The sequence below is a fragment of the Algoriphagus yeomjeoni genome, from assembly GCF_049821175.1.
Lineage (GTDB): Bacteria > Bacteroidota > Bacteroidia > Cytophagales > Cyclobacteriaceae > Algoriphagus > Algoriphagus yeomjeoni_A.
The window spans coordinates 2927635-2950686 of sequence record NZ_CP187512.1 but is presented as its reverse complement, the minus strand read 5'-3'; the positions used below and the strand labels follow the sequence as shown (position 1 = coordinate 2950686).

The 23052-nt window shown below is 37.3% G+C and carries 15 protein-coding genes; 12 read left to right on the top strand and 3 right to left on the bottom strand.

Going from position 1 to position 23052, the window contains the following annotated elements:
- Positions 1 to 105 precede the first annotated feature (105 nt).
- Both ACPUEN_RS11785 and ACPUEN_RS11780 read left to right on the top strand, forming a co-directional pair.
- Entirely contained in the window at positions 106 to 783 is a 678-nt protein-coding gene (locus ACPUEN_RS11785; protein ID WP_425636070.1) for an ABC transporter ATP-binding protein, read from the top strand.
- Positions 776 to 3298, top strand: a complete 2523-nt coding sequence (locus ACPUEN_RS11780; RefSeq protein ID WP_425636069.1) for an ABC transporter permease — start codon at positions 776 to 778, stop codon at positions 3296 to 3298. The genes ACPUEN_RS11785 and ACPUEN_RS11780 overlap by 8 nt, the downstream gene beginning before the upstream one ends.
- 438 nt (positions 3299 to 3736) lie before the next feature.
- On the opposite strand, the gene ACPUEN_RS11775 is transcribed toward ACPUEN_RS11780, so the two are convergent.
- The gene (locus ACPUEN_RS11775) at positions 3737 to 4378 is read right to left on the bottom strand and encodes a hypothetical protein (protein WP_425636068.1); all 642 of its coding nucleotides are present in this window, start codon (positions 4376 to 4378) and stop codon (positions 3737 to 3739) included.
- A gap of 694 nt (positions 4379 to 5072) precedes the next feature.
- Here ACPUEN_RS11775 and ACPUEN_RS11770 point away from each other — a divergent pair.
- Both ACPUEN_RS11770 and ACPUEN_RS11765 read left to right on the top strand, forming a co-directional pair.
- A complete protein-coding gene (locus ACPUEN_RS11770; RefSeq protein ID WP_425636067.1) occupies positions 5073 to 6329 on the top strand; it encodes a tyrosine-type recombinase/integrase in 1257 nt (418 codons plus the stop codon).
- A gap of 73 nt (positions 6330 to 6402) precedes the next feature.
- Positions 6403 to 6858 (top strand): hypothetical protein, encoded by a 456-nt coding sequence (locus tag ACPUEN_RS11765; protein WP_425636066.1) that lies wholly within the window; start codon positions 6403 to 6405, stop codon positions 6856 to 6858.
- Positions 6859 to 6860: 2 nt separating this feature from the next.
- Here ACPUEN_RS11765 and ACPUEN_RS11760 read toward each other — a convergent pair whose 3' ends face one another.
- Positions 6861 to 7433 carry a hypothetical protein gene (locus ACPUEN_RS11760; protein WP_425636065.1) on the bottom strand — a complete coding sequence of 191 codons (573 nt, stop codon included), beginning with the start codon at positions 7431 to 7433 and terminating at the stop codon, positions 6861 to 6863.
- Positions 7434 to 7492: 59 nt separating this feature from the next.
- Complete coding sequence (locus ACPUEN_RS11755; protein WP_425636064.1) at positions 7493 to 9919, bottom strand: hypothetical protein; 2427 nt, start codon at positions 9917 to 9919, stop codon at positions 7493 to 7495.
- Positions 9920 to 10120: 201 nt separating this feature from the next.
- Here ACPUEN_RS11755 and ACPUEN_RS11750 point away from each other — a divergent pair, with 201 nt between their 5' ends.
- The 8 genes from ACPUEN_RS11750 to ACPUEN_RS11715 all read left to right on the top strand — a co-directional run bounded on the left by ACPUEN_RS11750 (position 10121) and on the right by ACPUEN_RS11715 (position 22769).
- A complete protein-coding gene (locus tag ACPUEN_RS11750; RefSeq protein ID WP_425636063.1) occupies positions 10121 to 13774 on the top strand; it encodes a DEAD/DEAH box helicase in 3654 nt (1217 codons plus the stop codon).
- On the top strand, positions 13774 to 14469 hold the full coding sequence (locus ACPUEN_RS11745; protein ID WP_425636062.1) for a hypothetical protein: 696 nt from the start codon (positions 13774 to 13776) through the stop codon (positions 14467 to 14469). Before ACPUEN_RS11750 ends, ACPUEN_RS11745 begins: the two co-directional genes overlap by 1 nt.
- A gap of 203 nt (positions 14470 to 14672) precedes the next feature.
- Positions 14673 to 15215 (top strand): tyrosine-type recombinase/integrase, encoded by a 543-nt coding sequence (locus ACPUEN_RS11740; RefSeq protein WP_425636061.1) that lies wholly within the window; start codon positions 14673 to 14675, stop codon positions 15213 to 15215.
- Positions 15205 to 15936, top strand: a complete 732-nt coding sequence (locus ACPUEN_RS11735) for a Cthe_2314 family HEPN domain-containing protein (RefSeq protein WP_425636059.1) — start codon at positions 15205 to 15207, stop codon at positions 15934 to 15936. The genes ACPUEN_RS11740 and ACPUEN_RS11735 overlap by 11 nt, the downstream gene beginning before the upstream one ends.
- A 315-nt stretch (positions 15937 to 16251) precedes the next feature.
- Entirely contained in the window at positions 16252 to 17490 is a 1239-nt protein-coding gene (locus tag ACPUEN_RS11730; protein WP_425636058.1) for a hypothetical protein, read from the top strand.
- A gap of 63 nt (positions 17491 to 17553) precedes the next feature.
- Positions 17554 to 20010: an EcoAI/FtnUII family type I restriction enzme subunit R gene (gene hsdR / locus ACPUEN_RS11725; protein ID WP_425636057.1), complete on the top strand. Its 2457-nt coding sequence runs from the start codon at positions 17554 to 17556 to the stop codon at positions 20008 to 20010.
- The gene (locus tag ACPUEN_RS11720) at positions 20011 to 21450 is read left to right on the top strand and encodes an N-6 DNA methylase (RefSeq protein WP_425636056.1); all 1440 of its coding nucleotides are present in this window, start codon (positions 20011 to 20013) and stop codon (positions 21448 to 21450) included. It abuts the gene before it with no gap.
- Positions 21447 to 22769: a restriction endonuclease subunit S gene (locus ACPUEN_RS11715; protein ID WP_425636055.1), complete on the top strand. Its 1323-nt coding sequence runs from the start codon at positions 21447 to 21449 to the stop codon at positions 22767 to 22769. The genes ACPUEN_RS11720 and ACPUEN_RS11715 overlap by 4 nt, the downstream gene beginning before the upstream one ends.
- Positions 22770 to 23052: the final 283 nt, after the last annotated feature.

The following is a 23052-nucleotide window of genomic DNA, read 5'->3' as shown; positions in this document are numbered from 1 at the left end:
GTAAGGATGCTTGTTGATTAATGAGGCTATTGCTATCTTCCAAAAACTATCTAGGAGCTTTGCCGTTTAGCATATTTACCTCTTTTTCCCACCCAAGTACATCACATGAATATTTTATCAGTATCAAACCTGAGTAAGGTTTATCAAAGTGGCAGTAGAAAGCTTACTGTTTTAGACGAAGTTAATTTTGATATCAAAGCAGGGGAAATCATCTCCATCGTCGGTCCATCGGGTAGTGGGAAAACCACCTTGCTTGGACTTTGTGCGGGCTTGGATTCTGCCAGTACAGGCATGGTGAGCCTGAACGGCGCCAATTTACAAACCATGGATGAGGATCAAAGAGCTGCCGTTCGCAATCAGCACGTAGGTTTTATTTTTCAAAATTTCCAATTGCTCCCTACTTTGACGGCGCTGGAAAATGTGATGGTTCCGCTTGAACTAAAGAGAAGGAAAGATGCCCGTGCAAAAGCGCAGGAATTACTTGAAAAAGTGGGTTTGGGCAACCGAGCGACACATTACCCTACCCAGCTATCAGGTGGAGAGCAGCAGCGGGTTTCCATTGCCAGAGCTTTTGCCAACGAACCTAAGATACTTTTCGCAGATGAGCCCACAGGTAATCTGGATACGGAGACAGGGGAAATGATAGAAAAATTGATTTTTGATCTAAATAGAGAACAGGGAACAACATTGGTTTTGGTCACTCACGACTTGGAGCTAGCTGCCAAAACCCAGCGCATTATTCATATCAAAGGGGGTAAAATACAGGAGGAAGCACATGCCTGATTTCGGATGGATTTTGAAGATGGCGTTTCGGGATTTCCGAAAAAACATCTCTAGACTTTTGCTTTTCGTCAGCAGCATAGTGGTAGGCATAGCCGCTTTGGTTGCGATCAGTAGTTTTGGTGAGAATCTTACCAAAGATATAGACAGTCAAGCCAAGGAGCTTTTGGGAGCCGACTTGGTGCTGGAAAACAATCAAGCCCTGGGCGATCAGCCTATAGATTCTCTGGCTGTAGAGACGGCTTCAGAAGTGAATTTTGCTTCCATGGTGGCTTATCCTGCCACTGGCGCCAGTCGCCTGACACAAGTGCGAGCGCTGGAAGGAGCCTTCCCATTTTATGGAGTTTTAGAAACAATCCCAGAAGCAGGTGATGCGGATTTCAGAAGTGGCGGTAAAAAAGCGCTGGTAGAAAAAGCGCTCTTGGCTCAATTTGGGGCTGAAGTAGGGGATGTAATTAAAGTCGGTAATGTAGAGTTTTCTGTCGTAGGCGAACTTCAAGCTGTGCCTGGTCAAACGGGAATTACGGCCACTGTAGCTCCGGCGGTTTATATTCCGATGGAATATTTGGAAGAAACTGGCCTTGTACAATACGGTAGCCGAGTGAATTACAATCGGTATTATCAGTTTGCTGTAAATACGAATGTGGATGAATTGATCAAGCCTTTCGAAGATCAATGGGAAATCGACCGGGTGGATGCAGATACTGTGGAGGATCAAAAGCGCTCTACGGGAAGGTCATTTGCAAACATGTCAAATTTTTTGAGCTTGGTAGCATTCATTGCACTCTTGCTAGGATGTGTGGGTGTGGCTAGTGCTGTAAATGTGTTTGTAAAGGAAAAATTGGGTTCAGTTGCCGTCTTACGCTGTCTCGGGGTTTCGTCCAGAGATGTGTTGTTGATCTACTTAGTTGAGATCATGATTATGGGGATGGTGGGAGCAGTGCTAGGAGCTTTTCTGGGTACCCTTTTGCAATTTGTTTTGCCTGCGGTTTTTGCAGATTTTCTTCCAGTAGAAGTTTCCTTTGGGATTTCCTGGTTATCTGTAGGATTTGGAGTGATTACGGGATTATTTGTCTCAGTATTGTTTGCACTTTTGCCATTGCTGAAAGTACGGAATGTGTCTCCGATGGCTACGTTGCGACCTGAGACAGCCGATACCAGTTTATTGAAGGATCCCCTTCGTTGGTTGGTGATCGTCGCAATTCTGGCTTTTATCTGGGGATTTAGCTTTTATTTGCTGGATCGGGTTGATTTTGCATTTGGATTTACTGGTTTTGTCGTATTTGCTTTCGGTATCCTATGGGCTGTTGCTCAGGCGATTATTTGGGCTGTTAGGAAGTTTCTGCCAATTTCTTTCACTTATACGCTACGTCAGTCTTTGGCCAATTTGTACAGACCAAATAACCAGACAGTTTCTTTGATTGCGACGATTGGCTTGGGGACGGCGATGATTTCTACGCTCTTTTTCCTCCAAAATCAACTGCTGGAAGAAGCCAAGTTTGCGGATAAGGAAGATCAGCCAAACATGCTGATGTTTGATATTCAGACTGCTCAGCTGGAGGATGTGAAAGCTAAAATAATCTCCCGTGACTTGCCGATAATGCAGGAAGTGCCAATTGTGACGATGAACCTGAATGCGATCAACGGGATAGACAAGCAAGCCAATGAAGAGTTGCCTGAAGAAGAGGACTACTCTAGATGGATTTATAATCGGGAATTTCGAGTTACCTATCGTGATACGCTGATTTCCTCAGAGACGTTGACTTCTGGAGAATTGATTCCTGTAGGTGCTAGAGGCGATAGTATTTTTGTGAGTTTTGAAAAAGGATTTGCAGAAGGGAATGGCTTGAAGATAGGCGATCAGATTGAGTTTAATGTGCAGGGTCGTCCGATCCAGACATTCGTGGGTAGCTTTCGGGATGTGAAATTCAACCAAGTTTCCACTAATTTCCTGGTGCTATTTCCAAATGGAGTATTAGATCAAGCGCCTAAATTCCATGTGCTGATCACCAAAACCAAGAATGACAGAGAGGCAGGAGATGTGCAGGCTGAGATTGTGCGTCAGTTTCCGAATATCTCCATCATAAATCTTGGGACTATCGTAGCGACGCTGGAAGAGATCTTGGGAAAAATCAGCTTTGTGATTCAGTTTATGGCGTTTTTTAGTATTGCCACGGGAGTTTTGGTTTTGATTAGTTCTTTAATTATTTCTAAATATCAGCGGATGCGTGAGAGTATTCTGCTTCGTACTTTGGGCGCAAGCTCTGCCATTGTCAGCAGGATAAATACGCTGGAATACTTCTTCTTGGGAAGTTTAGCATCGCTCTCCGGAATCATATTGTCATTCGGAGCCACTTGGCTTTTGAGTGAGTTTGTATTCAATATTCCATTCCGTGGAGCTTGGGTTGAGGCATTTGTACTTTATCTGGCGATCACAAGTTTGACGATAGTTTTGGGATGGCTAAATGGTAGGAAAATCATCAATCAGCCCCCGATGGAGATTTTGAGAGGGACCTAAAAGTCTGAAATTGGAATTATGAAATCTGAAATGGCTCGCGGGAATGCGGGCCTTTTTTGGAGGGAATCTTTGAAGAGAAAAAGAAGTGCCAAGAAATCAATCGAAGAGTATTAGGTAAATAACTCAAACTTGGATTTATAACTTTTCCTACTACCAGGAAATCCTTTGCTACCACTTATTACAAAAAGATACCTACTTCATTGATCATGGGTATTACTGGCCATGTAAAAGAAAGCACCTTCCTTCAATAGATCAACAAGCCCAAGGACAGGGATGAGAATGCAAGGTTATTTTTGAAATATTTGTAGTTGAAATACATATTTTATTTAAATCATGAGAATCTTATTGAGGTTTGCCTATTCAATAAAAGACTAAGCCAACCCAGTTTTCATGGGTTGGCTTAGTACTATTTATAAATCTATCTTTTTTTGGGAATGTTTAATCTGTGTAAGAAATTCTCCTTGAAGCCTTTCTCATTAACTTATTGATGAGATCCTCAGTAGAGGAGCCTATAGAGCCTGATACTGCCTTATTATAGTTTGCTACTTGAATGCCGTCTTCAGCATCATAAATTGACATGTTTAACGTAGCCTTGTTTGTACTACCATACATGCCTACTAATAAGCCAAGTGCGACAGAAGCGCCTTCGGACATGGGTTTATTTGTTTCAAACGACCCCATTATTATGGCATCTACTTCGATTATATCTGCTAATTCGTCTGGAGTATACTCCCCGAAATTTTCAGAAGTCACACCCATTTTTTTGAGCTTTGCATTAGTAGTCAAAGGATCAATAAAACTTACCTTTAATTTTCCGGTTTTTTCTCGCTTCAAAAACCAAGAGTGCATTGCATTTTGAATGCTAAGACCCTCATCCTCCTCCATTTTTTTGAGTTGCTCATTCGTCATGGACTTCATTTCTTTTGGCCGTAGCGTAATTGAGGTTTTGAATGGCAGAATAGCAACTTTCTGATGCTTTGCAATATACTGCTCGATTTGAGGGTGCTCGTACAAATGGGTCTGAGCAGTTGCGAATGAACTTATCAAGAAGAAGCAAAAGATTAAAGTGTAAAATTTCATCAATAATTTTAGTTAAGAGAATTTTGAAAGTGATATGGCAATATTAGAATCGAAAGTTGCGCATTTCTAATTCGTTAGAAAATACCCTGTACGGGGTATTTTTTGCATTTTTTATGGACATTACTTGTAGACCCAACTCCGAGTGAAACACAATGAAGCTTTGAAAGATTGTATTTAAGAAATTTTGAGACACTTGATAATTTCTGTATTCTAGCCGTGGACTCGTTTACAGCTTCCATTAATAGAGTATCAAACCTAAGTGATAAGGAGCAAAAAAATCAAAAGAAGACTACGCACCTTATGTATTAGATTTTTAAATTTCAGCACTGAAAGTTTGGGTAAGAAAAGTAGTGAAATTGATAATTCCCCAGTTTTCAACCTTACTCCAAGTTCAGAAAAATAGAGGGAATTAAATTGTGTTTGCCAAAAAATGCAAAAACCCCTTCAAAATCGCTTAAGAAGGGGTTTTGTGTACCCAGAGCCGGAGTCGAACCTATTGGATTTTCCGAATTTATAAAAGCTGAATTAAGGTGCTTTACCAATCGAAATATATGCTTTAATTAATCAAAATGGGCAATTTTGTAAATTATTCACTTGATCAACAAATAGCATGTGATATCATGATATCCATTTAAATCCATGAAATGTTTGCCAATGGTTTGCCAAAAACATAAATTTGGCAAACATCAATGAAATGGCGACAATCAAATTTCAGCTAAGGAGCGAGGCAAACAAGGCTGTTCCAATTTACTTCTACCTATCCATGGGAAGAGGATCATTTTTTAGAATACGGACAGGTTTTTCAATTCATCCATCAAACTGGAGTAAAGCCAAGGGATTTCCCAAGCAGAATGATGAAGCCAATAAGAAGGTTGCAGCTAATTTGAAAACGCTAGAGAAGCATCTGCTTGAATGTATCAATGATGCTCAGGCGAATGGAGTAGAAATCAATAATGAGTTTCTAGAACAGAAAACAAATGGATGTTTCAATAGAGAAGAAAAGACTGACAACTCTTTGGTAACCTATCAGATTCAATACATCATCGATCATGCAGACACTCGAAAGATTCAAGGGAAAAGCAAAATCGGTCTCGCTGCAAACACTGTGAAAAACTATCAAACCTTCAAGAACATCATTGAAGAGTTTGAATTGGTGATTAAAAAACCATTGCGTTTCATGGATTTGTCACCAGAAGTAATTGAGAAGTTTAAGAACTGGCTGCTAAAGAAACAGGGGTATTCCGTTAATCATGCAGGAAGGTCTCTTGCCCACTTGAAAAGTGTTTCCAAGGATGCAGAGAAGCTTGGAATAAGTGTTCATCCAAATGCATTTAAGATTGAAGCCTTTAATGAGTCAAACGAAGATAGAAACATCGTGACACTCTCATTTGCAGAATTAGAACAAATTGCAAAAGCAGAATTATCTAGGAAGGCGTTGATCAATGCCCGAAAGTGGCTTTTGCTAGGTTGTGAACTAGGGCAGCGTGGTGAAGATCTGATGAGGATCAAGCCATCTGATTTCCGAAAAATAGACGTTGATCAAGTTGTAGATGTATTTCAGCAGAAAGGGAAAAAACATGTGACAATCCCAATAACTAAGAGAGCCAAGAAGGTTTTGGATACTGGCTTTCCTCAAAAAATCTCATTACAAAATCTGAATGATTACATAAAGGAAGTAGCAAAAGCTGCGAAGCTTGATGAAATCATTGAAGGGAAAAAGTATGATGCAGAATCCAAACGTAAAGTTTTTGGTAAGTATCCAAAACATGAATTGATTACATCCCATGTTTGTAGGAGGTCCTTTGCAACCAATTATTACAAAACAACCCACACTTCTGTGATTATGGGAATTACTGGCCATGTAAAAGAAAGCACTTTCCTTCAATACATCAATAAGCCAAAGGACAGGGATGAAAATGCAAGATTGTTTTTGAAATATGCTAGCACTTAGAAGTCTATATTTTTTTTAATAGTTGAAAGATTGTTTTAAACTTGAAGAATTTTAAAATCAAAAAAATTTTTATATGTCAGTTAATTTATCTGGGGAGGTTATTAATAAAAATAAACTTCTAGTTGAGGCATTTCATAATATGAAGGAATGCATTAAAAGGATTCAATATTGGCTTGAGGAAGAATGGTTAAGAGTAAATGTGATTTCGGATTTCTCGAAAGATGATAGGGCGAAATACATTTTGGATCAAGTTGGAACAAGTTTTTGTGTGATTTCATTGGGCACTTGTGATGAGGGGGAATATTCAATAGCCTTATCCATTGATTCCCAAATCAATGAAAAAATCGGGTATTATTTTGCCTCCATACTTCTAAGGAGATTATTTGAGTTTACTCCAGAATCTTGTGCAAATAATGTCCGTATTATGAATTTCTCCAAAGATTGCGACGACTATCTAACAAAGGTACTTGATGAAAAAGAAAAGGGAGTTGGGTGTCACTCAGTTTCTGTAACGCCTTTTGAAGGATGATTTTAGATTGAAGCAATAATCACCTGAAGTTTATCATAGGCAATCGAAGCCGTCTCGTTTTCAATTCCGGGCATCATCCATAATCCAAGTATGAATCCATGAATGTGAAATGTTTTAATGTCTCTCCAATATTTAGTTAGTGTATTTGCATTTTTTTCAATGGTGCCTTCAAGTCGATAAAGCTCTTCTAGGGATTTTAACTTTTTTTCAAGTTTTTCAATCAATAATTCAGTTTCCTTTTTATAATTTTCAAAAAAGGAATCAACTCCAATTTTTGAAATGATGTTTATGTATCCAAGCAATTCTGCAGTTTCATAAAAATCAGAGGTGGCTGTAAATTCGTCATTAGATAAAGGTTTATTTATATATATTCCATCGATGCTCAAACTTGCTTGACTGTATTTTTTAAACACTACCCTGCCTCCAAAAAGTGCTATCGATCCTGTGTGATATTCTAGAGTCCCAATACTCTTTTTTTCTAGCTCATTGATTCTTTTTTTAAGTTGATTTTCAGCTAATTCTTTAGAGTTTTCTATGTTTTCGTCATACTTTTCCTCTAAATCATATTTTTCCATGAAGAAAATCCCGTCGATTTGAAATAGTGCAGTTCCATATTTGCGTACAGAGTTCATGATTATTGGTTGTTTATCTCGGTTATAAGATTTGTTTTAAGGTATTTGACATCAAGGGTTGGCTTCAAAAATACTCTTGAAATAAAGTACTTTCCGTAAGACATGGAATCTTTCAAAAAATTCCATTGAGCAGGTCGTACAAAGAATGGGATAGATCCATTTATTCCTTCCCTAATTCCAGTTGTCTTTGCATCAATGTAAGCAATTGTTTCTGATCCTTTTTTGACCTCAAAATCAAATCGTGCTTCCCCTAGCAATTTGCTCGCCCAAATAACTTGAAACCCTAGTCCGGTAGGGAATTTTCTCATTAAATCAGAAAAGACAAGTTCCTCACCTTGATTTCCTATTTCTTCATTTGCATAGGTTTGATCATCCACTTTTGGGGCTTGACCATTCAATAGGCTTTGGAATAAGGAAGGGTTTTCTGCCAGTAGCATTAGTTGGTCTCCTGTTAAAGTGCTTTCAGCCAATTTTGCTAAGGCTTCTAGCTTGCCGCTTTGTGAAATACTTAGCGCAAGCTCCCTTTCTTTGTCATCAAAGGTTTCTAAAAATAGGATTGCTCGTTTCTTTTCAAACCATTCAAACCTTTTCTTTAATTCCTCTTTAGTATATCGAGCCTGATCACACCATGCAAATATTGCTCGCAAAGGACCAATTATGACTGAAGTATTGTTTTGGCTTTCTGAATATTTTTTTTGAAGGGCATTGTCAATCAAATTACATAGACCAATCTCGTCTACCTCCTTTGATTTTGGGAACAAATGATGAAATTCCTCAAAATCTTTATCAAGTATGGATTTACCTAGCTTGGAATTGGTTAATTCATCATGAATCTGAACAAGTTTTTCAGGTAAGTCCTTTGAATAGTTGAGATTTTCTAGAAAACATAGTTCTAATTCTTTGTTGGGGAAAACTCTATATTTTTTGAAATGAGAATCATCTACTTTCAGAATAAGTGATATGACCATCTTAAGCCAATTCTTTGGGTTTGTACCTTCCTCTAGAATGATTGAGTTTAGATTGGAATATTTGATCACCTCTGCCATCAACCTATCATATCCTACTCGATTAACTGCAAATAAGTCGGCATCTATAGCTGGAATCCAGCTTTCATAATCTTGATCGGGACAGGTATTCGATGGTCTTAATGCTTTTCCTACATCAAACATCAAATCATTAGTGCCTAAGCGGAATGGAAGAATAAATTCTGAAAAGATAATTCGGTCTCCCCTTCGATTAATAATAGCTTTAGATTGGTTAAGGGATTCTTTGAACAATTGAATTATTACTTCCTTAAAGTGAATCTTACTGCCCTCAGCGCCAAGGTATTTTTTTTGCATCTTGGTGACGTGAAAAATGTTTTTGAATTCAAGTTCCACGCATTTTTGAAGTAAGTTTTTATAGAGTTTGTTAGCAGACTTTAGTAGCTCTCTATTCTTTGTGTCAGACGGAGAGATTTCAATGGACTCTCTTTCTTGAGTTGTTTCAAATAAGTAAGAGTGAATTGGAATTGGTAGACCTATCTCCTCAGTACCTATAAGCGGTAGTCCGCAAAAATATTTTGGTGAATTATTGGGATAAGCCGCTAAGTCTCCATTATCAATTAAAACGGCGGTTTCGACTTCACCCTCTTTCATCCAAAGTAATTTAATGTCTTTAGGCTTCGAATCAATATTAGCTGTATAGGTGATAAGGTTGTTTTCTTCTTTACTTTTTTGGATTTTAAAGTTCTTGAAGTCTGAATAAAAATTGCTCTTATTCTCAATTGTTACCGATTTTACTTTTGGCAAAAAGGCCATGGTGAAAGGGAGCTGATCTAGGATTGTGGTGAGTCCATCTTTGACAACAGTTTTTGGATCAATGGATGCAATTGGGCTTTTAAGATGATATTTGAATTTTGTCGGGAAGTTTTGTGGAGAGTAGGTCTCGACTAGTTTTTTGGGGTTAAAACCTGCTTTGCTTGTTTTTATTGAATCGATTAAAAAATCTTTGTTGCTGTATTCTGTACGATCAAGTTTTATAGAGAATTTGTAATATTCATCTGACTCCAAAAGTATACCATCTACTTCTAAAATTCCTGACAAAACGTGAGTAGAAACTTGACCTGACCCAAACTTTCCAATTTGAGGAATGTTTGGGTCTAATTTTGTGTCTTTCCCCGTGTCTGGTGCAATTAGGTTTAATGCATCTATGATTCGGAAAGGACCGCCGTCATGTTCAAATGTGATGAAATCTTCTTCAATGAGGAGTTTTATATTTACAGAATTGGTAATGTCACTTGCATTTTGAAGTAATTCCCAAAACCACCTTCGACTCATTTCCGAAGCCTTACTTGGGATTGGAAGGAGCTTATCTTTTAGTCGTTGGGCTGGGATCGAAAATTGTTGTTTTTGGAATTCACCATCTATTATTTCATCGATTACTGACATTAGTAGTTTTTTATATTTAAGAAAAAGCTGTTCTTCCAATTATGGAGTAAAAATGATGATAAATATAAGATTGAAAAGAAGTGAATAAATACCCTGTTTAGGGTATTTATTGTGACATTTTCAGATCTTAACTTGCTTGATTTAGGATTTCAATAAATTTTACGGTTTAGCTAGTTAAGAATTTCACTATTTTTTTCTATCATGATTATACTAAAGGGTACATATTACATAGATGAGGTTCAGTCCAGACTTGAAGCCTTACTAGACAAGGAAGAAATCGAAAAAGTCTTTGCAAGATTTTCGTCCTTTTCTATAGAGAATTTACCGGCTTACATCGATCAAGATCAAGTACCCCCTCTACTTAAGGTAGCCTGGAATATCATAAACCGAGGAGACTTAACAAGAGCCTCGTTAAAAATAAGTGAATATCTCCTGAGAAAATATTTCGATTTCCAGAAGGGGTTTACTATTTCCAAATCTGAAATCAGAGCCTCCTTTGATGTTTTTGAGGCTACTGATTTACTAAGTCTAAAGGAGATGTTTTTGAATATCGACCATATCCAGGAAAAGGAAGTAGTCGATTTTGGTCAAGAGACTTTTGCTGTATTCAAATTCCTCCAAAGGTCTGCTTTATATAATCAACTGCATAAAACGATGCTGCTGAGTTTGATGGGCAACCCTACTGAAAGCTGGTTTAGTATCACGGGGGTATCCAAGGAAGAAGAGGTGTTACTGCATAAGGACTTAAATGAGCTTTTTGAAGCACTGAATAATCTAGCTTCAGAAAATGAAACCAAAATACCGCTCCTTAGCCAAGGGGACTTACATCATCAAATTACCATCTCTGTAGATGGTTCAATAAAGGGGATATTACTTAACCCAATAGATCCCAAAAAATCACCAAATCTGAATTTTAAAATCTTAACGGATCGAAAGATTCGATATAAAAAACTTGGTAAAGTAGTAATCACGGAGGAAGAAATACATAATGGTGAACGAAAGGAAGTTCACTCATTCCATTATTCAAGTCTTGAACAGGATAGATCATTGATCTATTTTCTTCATAACATTTTTAGAAAATCTAGATTCAGACCAGGGCAGGAAGCCATAATAAATCGGGCCTTGGTTGGTGATGATGTAATTGGACTACTTCCCACTGGAGGTGGTAAATCCTTGACCTTTCAAATTTGCGCATTGCTTCATCCAGGTGTGACGATTGTGGTGGATCCTATCAACTCTTTGATGAAGGATCAGTATGACAAATTGATAGATAACGGAATCGGCAATTCAAGCTTTATCAACTCTTTCAATAGTAAAGAGGAAAAGGAAGAGCGAATGGAAAGACTGATGCTAGGAGACTATTTATTTTTGTTTGTTTCTCCTGAGCGATTTCAGATGGAAAATTTCAGACAATCTTTATCTGGATGTAGGGATTGCAATGTTTTTTTCAGTTTTGCGGTGATCGATGAAGCCCATTGTGTATCTGAATGGGGACATGACTTTAGGCATGTCTATCTAAATTTAGCCAGAAATTTAAAAAATCACTGTGTCCCTAAATCGGGAACACTCACTATTTTTGGTTTAACTGCAACAGCATCCTTTGATGTTTTGGCAGATGTACAAAGGGAACTCGAATTAAAAGAGGAAGCCATAATCAGCTTACCTGCTGAGGCTATTGATAGGAAGGAGTTGAATTTTAATATTATTCCGATTTCGGCGCAAATAGAACCAGGGCTTCCTTACAATCAAAGAGAATTTCAAATCGGGCAAATAAAGTATCCTGTTTTGAAAAGGTTTTTGAAGGATCTCCCTGGAAAAGTTAAATCTCTTGAAAAAGGCTATGGGTATTTGGTTGATTCGACTAATTTTTATGAAAAAGTTGACGGAAAGTACCAAAATGCTGGGTTGATTTTTTGTCCCACGAAATCCAATATTTTAGCAAATGGTGTATTGCATCTCGCCTTTGGTTATAATGGTAGTGGAGATGGATTGTTAGATCTGGATTTTCTTGACCTAAGAACTTTTTTTGGCGGTGGCGGGGACGATGTGGTGAGAGATGATAAAATCGAAACGTTGGCTGATGAATCCTATGCAAATCAAGAGGATTTTATTCAGGATAAAGCGAACCTAATGATTGCCACCAAGGCTTTTGGGATGGGGATAGACAAACCGAATATTCGTTATTCCATTCATTATTCCTTTCCTAATTCGGTAGAAAGCTTCTATCAAGAGGCAGGCCGAGCCGGCCGAGATGGGAATCCATCGCTGTGTTCGATTCTTTATCATCCTGCTGATGTACAAACCAACTATGATTTTTATCAAAATGCATTTAAGGGAATTCAACGAGAGCGATTCATCATTGATGAATTACTAGAGGAGGTTCAATACGAAGATGGTTTTTTTGTAAATGTTTTGAAGCAGAGGATCAAAGACAAATATCCAGAAGTCTACGGGGTTAATCTATCCAACGATCGATATGTTTACATAAATGGACCTTGGAGGGATGTTCCTAGGGATCGTATAAAAATAGGTGTGTTGGATTTAAATAGAAACCTCATAAGCTATGAAAATGCCACTCAAAATTTTGATCCAATTCAGGCAAAGGAAATTTTAGAGTTTGCAAGGAGTCTCCTTCGTGAATACTGTCCAGATCAAAACTATTTAAATTGGTTTAAAACCAAATCTGTAGAGGGGATTAAAACCTTGATGGAAAGTGGAACTCAGGAAAAATATATCCTCAAAATTGGCTTTACCAATGGTATTGTTACCGAAATTAATAATGTAATTATAGGTATTGGTTATAATGATTTTAAAGAACGAATTATTAGAGCTGCGTATAATTTTAGTAATGATGAAAATGAATTTATCGCAAATTTGAATTATCAATACTATAAATTTCAAAGATTAGAATATGGTGAGGCACTAAGAAAATTTGAGCCTAATCCAGATACAGAAAAGTTTTTGAAAGAGAATTTTTTGAGAATTAGAAATTCTCAAGATACTCAAAGGGCTATTTATCGATTGAATATTCTAGGAATTATAGATGACTATGTGATTGATTACGTAGGGCAAATGATTGAAGTACGATTTGAGGCAAAGAGCGATGAAACCTACATAGATAATTTCAAAAATTATTTAAGACGTTACCTTGGAATTGAAACCACCAAAAAATGGCTGAACAAAGTAGATAGAATAGAAGAAAACTCGGTGCTTACGAAGGTTTTATATGTTTTGATAGAATTCATAGAAAGTGAGATATCCGAAAAAAGAAAAAGATCTATCGATTACATGCAAGAGCTCTGTGAGGTACACTTGAAGGAAGGTGAAGGAGAGTTTAGAGAAAGGATGATTCGGTATTTCACCTCTAAATATGCACGTCAAGACTACCTTCCTGCAGATACGGAAAAGGGAACAAAGGAAAACTGCGCTATCGTTTTAAAATACATTGATTTCATTGATAATCCACCTGATGGTTTGGGAGGCCAAATTGATAATGCAAAACATCTTCGTGGGGCTTGTGATAATCTCAGGATCAATATGGTCGATAATGCCAGCATTGACCTGTTGACGGCGTTCAGTCTCTTTGCTCTGGAGCTAAAAGAAGGAGATACACTTGAATCAGCCAATGAAAAGCCTTTGGTAAAAAAAGCTATTGAATTATTCAGGCAGGGATTTAAAAGGATGGTTGTCATAGACTCTTGGGAAAATGTAAAATCCTTACTGGATGTATTTAATGATAAGGTACTTGATTTTAACTCTGAGATAGAAGCGCTGATGAGTCAGCTGCATTCGGAATTATTGATCCGGAGAACAACGCTTAAACTGAATGAATTTATTGACCAAATATCGAATTAATGTCTAAAATAATCGAGTTACAAGAGGAGTTTGAGTCGCTTATCAAAGAATTGGAGCGACTGAAATCAATTAATGAAATCACTTCGTCAAACAGTGAAAATGCAAAACATACTATTGATGAAATAAAAGGGTTCGTCGATGCGGTAATTAAACTTGTGGCCGGAATTGAAGAAGATTATGAATCAAAAAAGAAGGATTTTCTCCAAACTGAAAAGGCCTTAAAAGATGCACTTACGAAACTGGTTAAAGGGGTGGATGATCAATCTGAAAAATTCAAAATCCTAAATTCTGAACATTCGAAGTTCATTTCTGAGGAAGTTGAGTCTTTGAAAAAACAATGGGATTCTCAGGTAGATGATTATATAACTCAGCTGGGTGAGCTCAAGGATAAAATCGAATTAGATGTCCAAGAACTTAATCGATCAACAACAGATCAATTAAACTCTCAACATTCTACCATACAAGAACAACTCAGGAAAGATTCAGAGGACAAATCCGAAAAACTGGATTCCTTAACCTCAAGATTAGATAAATCGACTGAGCTTATCATTGCTGATTTTTCTTCGCAGATAGAGCTATTGAAAGATAAGACCTTCGAAAATAGAAAAGGAATTAGCGAGCTTACCTACTTGGTAATTGGAATAGGAGTAGTATTTACTATATTTTTTGGAGTCCTTATTTATATGCTTTTGTAAAATGAATGCATACACTCCACATTGAAAAGAGGATTCCTTAAGCATTCCAAAAATTATTGAATCCCCATATTGGAGAGCACCTTCAATTTCAATGGATGTTATTTTATAGTATTTACCGAAAGTTCCAAAAAAGGATTAATAAACTAAGTTCAAGTGTCATTTGGCGATTAAAATCCTTTCCTTTATTCTATTTATGAGATTTATTGCAGAGAAGAGAAGTGCTGATCAATGCCCGAAAGTGGCTTTTGCTAGGTTGTGAACTAGGGCAGCGTGGTGAAGATCTGATGAGGATCAAGCCATCTGATTTCCGAAAAATAGACGTTGATCAAGTTGTAGATGTATTTCAGCAGAAAGGGAAAAAACATGTGACAATCCCAATAACTAAGAGAGCCAAGAAGGTTTTGGATACTGGCTTTCCTCAAAAAATCTCATTACAAAATCTGAATGATTACATCAAGGAAGTAGCTAAAGCAGCTAAGCTTTATGAGATCATTGAAGGGAAAAAGTATGATGCAGAATCCAAACGCAAGGCTTTCGGTAAATATCCAAAACATGAATTGATTACATCTCATGTTTGTAGGAGGTCTTTTGCTACCAATTATTACAAGAAAATTCCTACAACCGTTATCATGGGGATTACAGGTCATATAAAAGAAAGTACTTTTCTTCAATACATCAATAAGCCAAAAGATAGGGATGAAAATGCTAAATTGTTTTTAAAATATTTTTCGGAAAATGGAAATTAATGAAACCCTCGACAATCCTTATTTCAAGGAGTGTTTTAAACGAGCAAGTATTATTTTAAATAGAGAGACTGATTTTTTTTTGGAAAAAGGTGAAAAGAGGGAAGAAGAATTGTCTGTAGAGGAGGCTCAAATTCTAAATGAATTTAAGTTTCTCACTAGGCTGGCGAACCAATTGGAAGACGTTACTAAAATATCAGATCTATTTATTCAATATGAACCAAAAGACTGGTTGAGCACAGACGAAGTTTCAGACTTAGATACTATCCGACTTTTTACCGAGATGACTTTGAATAAAATTTTTGCAGTTAGGGATACGATGGTGCAAATTGCAAATAAAGCATATGCTTTAGGGTTATCTGAGAAAAAACTAAGATGGGGTTTAGTTGAAAAAAAGGAAGTTTTCAGAAAATCCCATTCTAGTGAGATAATGAATAATTTCTACCAAGAGTTTGAAAGCCTTTTTGAGATCCGGAACGCTTTTACTCATGAAGGCGACTATTTGGATTCAGAGTATGATGAGATAAATGGAGTTTACTTTATTATAAAGCATTCTAATAACTCTAAGGGTGGGCTTGATGAAAGGCTAAATGCAAGCTTAGCAAACTCAAAATTTAAAATTGATAAACTGAAGCTAAAGCGACATAGTTTGCTAGTTCATTGGGAAGGCAGAGTTTTTACCCATGTGTTTGAGTTTTTGAAATCTTTGCCGATCAAGCAATAATCACCCAAACAAATATTGCTCAATCTCGAATGGTTATGGAATAGTGTTAGAGTTTAAATCTAGAGGGTGTCTTGGAAAACCTTTCTTGGTGATATCTCCGAAGGAGGAAAATAGTTTTCTTTAATTCATTATGTATAAAAAGGCATAGGATGAAAATCAACCTCGGTCTCAAGTTTTATTAATTTAAACCTGTCAATCTATTTTAGGACGGGTCATTTATTTAAAAATGTAAAACTTTTTTATACTGATTGAGAGAAGTGGATAATTGAATTGTTTTTATAGTTTTGAATTATTTATATTTTAAAAAGTCTCTTGATGACAGCTCTCTTTATAAAAATTGCACAAATTCCAGTTTTTCAATTAGTTGAATTTCATGTTTTTATGAATATTACAGCCAAGAAGAATTTGAATTTGACACCTTCGTGGGAAATAATAAATGACACCTTTATTTCTGAAATTGATTTTAAAATATTTGAAAAATGTTCCGTCTTAGATCCATTACATTTTTTTGAGTATAACCTTATCAGGTCAATTTCAAGTAATGATCAGTTGGCTTCAGGATTCATACTTGAAGCTAAAAAAAGGCTGGAGAAGCAATTTGAAGAATTAAAGAATAATCACAAATCGAATTGCGAAACTGATCCACTTTGTTTTGTGGATGAATTTGGAGGGACTAATAACCAATTTGTTAGGCTATTTTTCAAAAAAATTGAAGAGAAATTCAAAATGGGAGAACTAGAATCTTTGTTAGATGTTTTTTTGGTTTATAATTATTTCAATCTTGACAAATTAGTTTTCATACCAACCAAGAGGGATTATGTTGGATTCAAATATTCCCTAAGTGGTGATTTATTGTTTGATGAAGAGGTAGCCAATTTGAGGTATCAGGATGTTAAAAGGATGTCAGCATTTGTTATCAAAGAAAATAAAATAGAATCAATTGTTTCTCCTTTTCAATTAAAACAGAATTCGATCAAAGTCATAAATAGCTTTCGACAAATTGAAGTTGAGAAAAAAATGCTTGTTAGGGCAAAATTGGGTGATTTGCTTAAATTTAGCCCTTCCTATCATTTCTTTCTAGAAAGAAAATATGATAATCCATATTTAGAATTAAAGAGCTTTATAAGGGAAATTGATATTTTTTCATATTTCGCAAGGATTCCAGGGCCGCCTCTACCCCCAATTCCTGGTTTTAAAGCTGAGAAAAGGGATTCAACTCCAGTCAAATATTTGAAAACTGAATTTTCTCATCTAGGAGAAAAGTTTATTAGGAATACATTTTTGGAATATCTCCAAAACCTGAAGGTGAAACTTGAGGCAGAATCAAATAAAAATATTTATCAATCTACTTTAGAACTAGAGATTCCTTTTTATGAAATTTCTAGGATAGTATCTATTCAAACGGAACGAAAACTTAAAATAGAGCATGATAAGGAAGTTGAAAATTCAAAGAGAGAATGGGATCATGATTTTGAAGATGATTTTGATTTTGCAAAAGATGGCTTAGACGATCTTAATTCTGCTGATCCAGATTGGTATTGGAATATTGACTGATTTAACCCTTTGATACCTTTTAGTTTTCGCTATTTTGCATTGTCCAAACTATATACTTTTTAAATGAATAAGCGAGATCTCTCGGAATCAGACATTAAAGAGAAGTACATCACACCAGCTTTAATCAAAGCTGGTTGGGATGAAATGTCTCAGATTCAGAGGGAAGAGTATTTTACAGACGGTCGGATCTATGTCAAAGGCAAGCTGACAGCGAGAGGCAAAGGGAAGTTCACTGATTATTCTCTGTACCACAAAACCAAAGGTCTAAACATCCGCCTGGCAGTTATTGAAGCAAAAGATAATAAACATTCTATTCGATCTGGCATTCAACAGGCACTGAGCTATGCTAATAAGCTTGATGTTCCATTTGTTTTCAGTAGCAATGGAGATGGATTTTGGTTTCATGATAAAACTGCCACAGATGGGCAACTGGAGAAGGAGCTTTCTCTTGATGAATTTCCAAGTCCACAAGAACTTTGGAGCAAATACAAAATTTACAAAGGAATAACAACTCCAGAACAGGAGGCTATTGTCACGCAAGAGTATTACCAGGATGCGTCGGGCCGCAAGCCTAGGTACTATCAGTCTATTGCCATCAATCGCACAATTGAGGCTGTTTCCAAAGGTCAGAAAAGGATCCTATTGGTGATGGCAACTGGAACAGGTAAAACATACACTGCATTCCAGATTGCATATCGGCTGTTTACTTCAAAGTCAAAGCGAAAAATTCTCTTTTTAGCTGATCGAACTGCTTTAGTTGATCAAACATTGCGTGGTGATTTCCGACATTTCAAAGATGCGATGGCAGTTATCAAAAAGAAGTTGGTGACGATTGATGGTAAGGAAAAGTTGGTTTCAAATAATAAGCGAGGAATAGATTCTGCTGATAAGGCATTTGATATTTTCCTCGGATTGTATCAAGGGCTGAGCAATTCTGATCCAGAAGTGCCTGATGCTTTCAAGGACTTCAGCAGAGATTATTTTGACCTGATCATAGTGGATGAGTGCCACAGAGGATCAGCCAAAGAAGACAGTAAGTGGAGGGAAATCCTAAATTACTTTCATACTGCTACGCATATTGGTTTAACTGCTACTCCAAAAGAAACGTCCGAAATATCCAATCAGGAATATTTTGGTGACCCGATTTACACTTATTCACTGAAACAAGGTATTGATGATGGGTTCCTAGCTCCATACAAAGTGATTCGTGTGACATTGGATGTGGATGCTGAAGGATGGAGACCACCGAAAGGATTTTTGGATAAAGCAGGGAATCCTGTTGAGGACAGAATTTACAACCGTACTGATTTTGATAGAAGCATTGTTTTAGAAGGAAGAAGAAAACAAGTGGCTTCGAAGATTACAGAATTCCTGAAAGGGAATGATCGCTTTGCTAAAACGATTGTTTTCTGCGTCGATATAGAGCATGCAGAAGCAATGCGTGCTGAGCTTGCAAACGCCAATGCTGACCAAGTGCAGATCAGCAACAAATATGTAATGCAGATTACTGGCGACAACAAGGAAGGGAAAGATGAGCTCGATAACTTCATCAATCCCAGAGAAACGTATCCTGTAATTGCTACTACATCAAAATTGATGACTACAGGAGTCGATGCACAGACCTGCAAATTGATTGTGCTGGACTCTAACATTGGCTCACCAACCGAATTCAAACAGATCATCGGTAGAGGTACACGGATCAATGAGGAGTATGGGAAAACATACTTCACTATCATGGATTTCCGAAATGTTACCAACCATTTTGCAGACCCTGCTTTTGATGATGATCCTGTCATGATCAAAGAGGTGTCAGAACATGAGTCACTTGAAGGTGTTGATGAAGCTGGCGAGGAAGAAAGACCGCCTTTGGATGGGGAAACTGGAGAGGAAATTAATTTTCCTGAGTCAGGTCAAGAGCTGGAGGGAGGTAGCACAGCTGGACCAAAACCAGAACCTAGGCCAAAAGTGTACGTGGATGGAGTCCAAGTAGAAGTCGTAAATCAACGAGTACAATATCTTGATGGTGATGGTAAGATCATCACGGAGAGTTTGACTGATTACACTAGAACCAATTTGCTGAAGAAATATCAAACCTTGGATAATTTCCTGCTTCATTGGAATCAAGCGGATAAAAAGAAAGTAATCATCGAGGAGCTGGAGGAAGAAGGTATATTCTTCGAATCATTGAAAGAGGAAGTAGGGTACCAATGGGATCCTTTTGATTTGATTTGCCATGTAGCGTTTGATGCGAAACCTTTGACACGAAATGAACGAGCAGAGAATGTGAAGAAGCGAGACTATTTCTCCAAATACGGTAAGAAGGCTCAAGCTGTATTGCAGAATCTCTTAGATAAATATGCAGACAGCGGTTTGGTCAATGTAGAATCAACAGAAATACTTCGAATGGATCCGTTTAACAAAATCGGGACTCCATTAGAATTGGTTCGTGCTTTTGGATCAAAAGAAGATTACGAACGAGCAATAAAAGAATTAGAATCAGAATTATACAAACAAGCATAAATGGCAAATGTAGGTGCTGTAATCAGCAGCATACGAAATATAATGCGTCAGGATCGGGGTATCTCTGGTGACGCTCAGCGACTGGAGCAATTGGGATGGATGCTTTTTCTCAAGATTCTTGATGACAAGGATCAAGAGCTGGAATTAATCAAAGACAATTACATTTCTGTAGTTCCTTATCGGTTCAGGTGGAGAAACTGGGCTGCAGATGAAGAGGGCATAACAGGAGATGAATTGCTCAAATTCATCGATAGTACAGAATCTGATAATAAAGGTCTGTTTCTTTCCCTTAGAGAACTCAAAGATCCTGCGAATCCCAAGCGTGCAGCAATCGTCAAGGAGGTTTTTGACGGTTCAAACAATTACATGAAGTCGGGCTATGAGATGCGAAAGGTCATCAATAAGCTGAATGAAATTGACTTCAACAATTCGGAAGACAAGCATATTTTTGGCAACATCTACGAAAGCATCCTGCAAGAACTTAGAGATGCTGGAAACAAAGGGGAGTATTACACCCCAAGAGCAGTCACGCAGCTCATGACGAAGATGACTGATCCGAAGCTACATGAGAAAGTTTTAGATCCTGCTGCAGGGACAGGTGGATTCTTGACGGCTGCTATTGATCATGTGCGACAGGACTATGTACAAACAGTGGAAGATGAGCATATCTTACAAAAAAGCATTACAGGCTGGGAATTGAAACCTGTAGCCTACGTGCTGGGACTGACCAACCTTATCTTGCATGAAATGGATGTGCCAGATTACCATTACATAGACAGTCTCAAGAAAGAATACAACAGCATAGGCAGAAAGGATGAAGTAGATGTAATCCTAGCTAACCCTCCTTTTGGGGCAAGTATCGCAGACGGAGTAGAAACTAACTTTCCGGCCACTTTGCGATGCAAGGAATCTGCTGATTTGTTTGTCGTGCTGATGTTACAATTGTTGAAAGACAATGGACGCTGCGCAATTGTATTACCAGATGGCTCGATTACAGGGGAAGGTGTAAAAGTAAGAATCAGAGAAAGATTGTTAACCAAAGCTAACCTTCACACAATTGTTCGCTTGCCACAGAGTACGTTCTTTCCTGCAACTGTCAGCACCAATTTGCTCTTCTTTCAAAAAGGTACACCGACTAAAGAGATATGGTATTACGAGCATAAGCTACCAGAGGGACAAAAAAGCTACTCCAAGACAAAACCGATCCAGTTTGAAGAATTTGCACCATTAATAGAATGGTGGGGAAATCGAATTGAAAATGATCAAGCATACAAAGTGAAGGTGGAGGACTTGAAAGACTGGGATTTAGATATTAAGAATCCAAGGAATCAAGTTTCTGATAAAGAGTTAGATTCTAGCTTATCAATCTTGAAAAAAATCTCAGTACAAGAGGATCGGATTAAAGCACTGATTTCAGAGTTAGAAACAGCGCTTTCATGAAAAAAGTAAAGTTAGGCTCTGTTCTCATCGAAGAGAAAACTAAGATAGGACTTCCTGACGGTGGTGGTTTGGATCTTATTGGGGTAAGCAATGAATACGGGCTACATACTTCCAGAGCCCAAAGGATTGCTGATTTGAGTAGGTATAAAATCATTAAGATTGGTTGGTTTGCATACAACCCTATGAGAGTGAATGTTGGATCGATTGGGATTGCAAAGGAAGAGGAACATGTAGGGATTGTTAGCCCAGATTATGTTGTATTTTCTTGCACGGATAAAATCATGCCTGAGTATCTCTTGTATTTTCTGAGAAGCGATATTGGTTTAGAAGCAATCGAGAAGAATGCATCGGGAGCTGTCAGAAAAAGATTGTATTATTCTGATTTGGCAAGAATAGAGTTGAATGTTCCGTCTGTTGAAAAACAGCGTGAAATATTGGATTCTATATCGAAAATCAACGCCATTGTTTCTCAGATTCAAGATCCAAATCGCTTAGCACAAATTTCAGTCCTCAAGCAATCCATTCTTCAAGAAGCGATTCAGGGTAAATTGACTGCTGAATGGCGAGCTCAAATGCAAGAAGCAGGAATCGAAACCGAACCCGCTAGCGAACTACTGAAGCGCATCCAGGCAGAAAAAACCAGACTGATCAAGGAGAAAAAGATCAAGAAAGAAAAACCTTTACCTACAATAACCGAAGAAGAAAAGCCTTTTGAACTGCCGGAAGGATGGGAGTGGTGTAGGTTAGGGGAATTAGGAGAAATTAACCCTAGAAATCAGTTAGACGATTTGATTGAGGTTTCCTTTATTCCAATGGCATCAATTAGTCAAGAATTTGGAATAAAACCTAACTCTGATATTTCAAGAAAATGGGTTGAAGTAAAATCTGGGTTTACCCATTTTGGAGAAGATGATGTTGCAGTCGCTAAAATCACTCCATGTTTTGAAAATTCTAAAGCGGCGATTTTCAAAAACTTAACCAATGGAATTGGTGCAGGAACAACTGAATTACATGTTTTTAGGAATGTTACTACATCCTATTTGATTACAGAGATTATCTATTTGGTGGTGAAAAGTCCATTATTCTTAAAAATCGGCGAGTCAAAAATGACAGGAACAGCTGGTCAGAAAAGAATTCCTCTTGATTTTTTTAAGAATTGGGTTATTGCTTTTCCTCCATTTGAAGAACAAAAAGCCATTATAGAAAAAGTAGAATCACTAATGGCAAAATGCCAAGAATTAGAAAAAGAAATTACCCTAAGCGAGCAGCATGCGCAGATGCTGATGCAGGCGGTGCTGAAGGAGGGGTTTGAGGGGTGAAAATAGATTAACGGTTACAAAATATATAATATAAAATGAATATTGATAAGTTGATTTATCCAAGGTTTAAAAGGTTTGAAACGATGAATTTGGGGTTAAAAAGGTTACTCTTTCTTGTGACTTTTCCTATTTGTGTCTTGGCTTTATTTATGGCGATTGCTAATGTGATAATTTTGCTAACTAGCGATCAAGATTTCGACTCTGATTCTGGGATGATAATTCTAACAAGTATAAGTATAATTCTTTGTTACATACCATTTTGGGTATCTGTGAGGATACTATA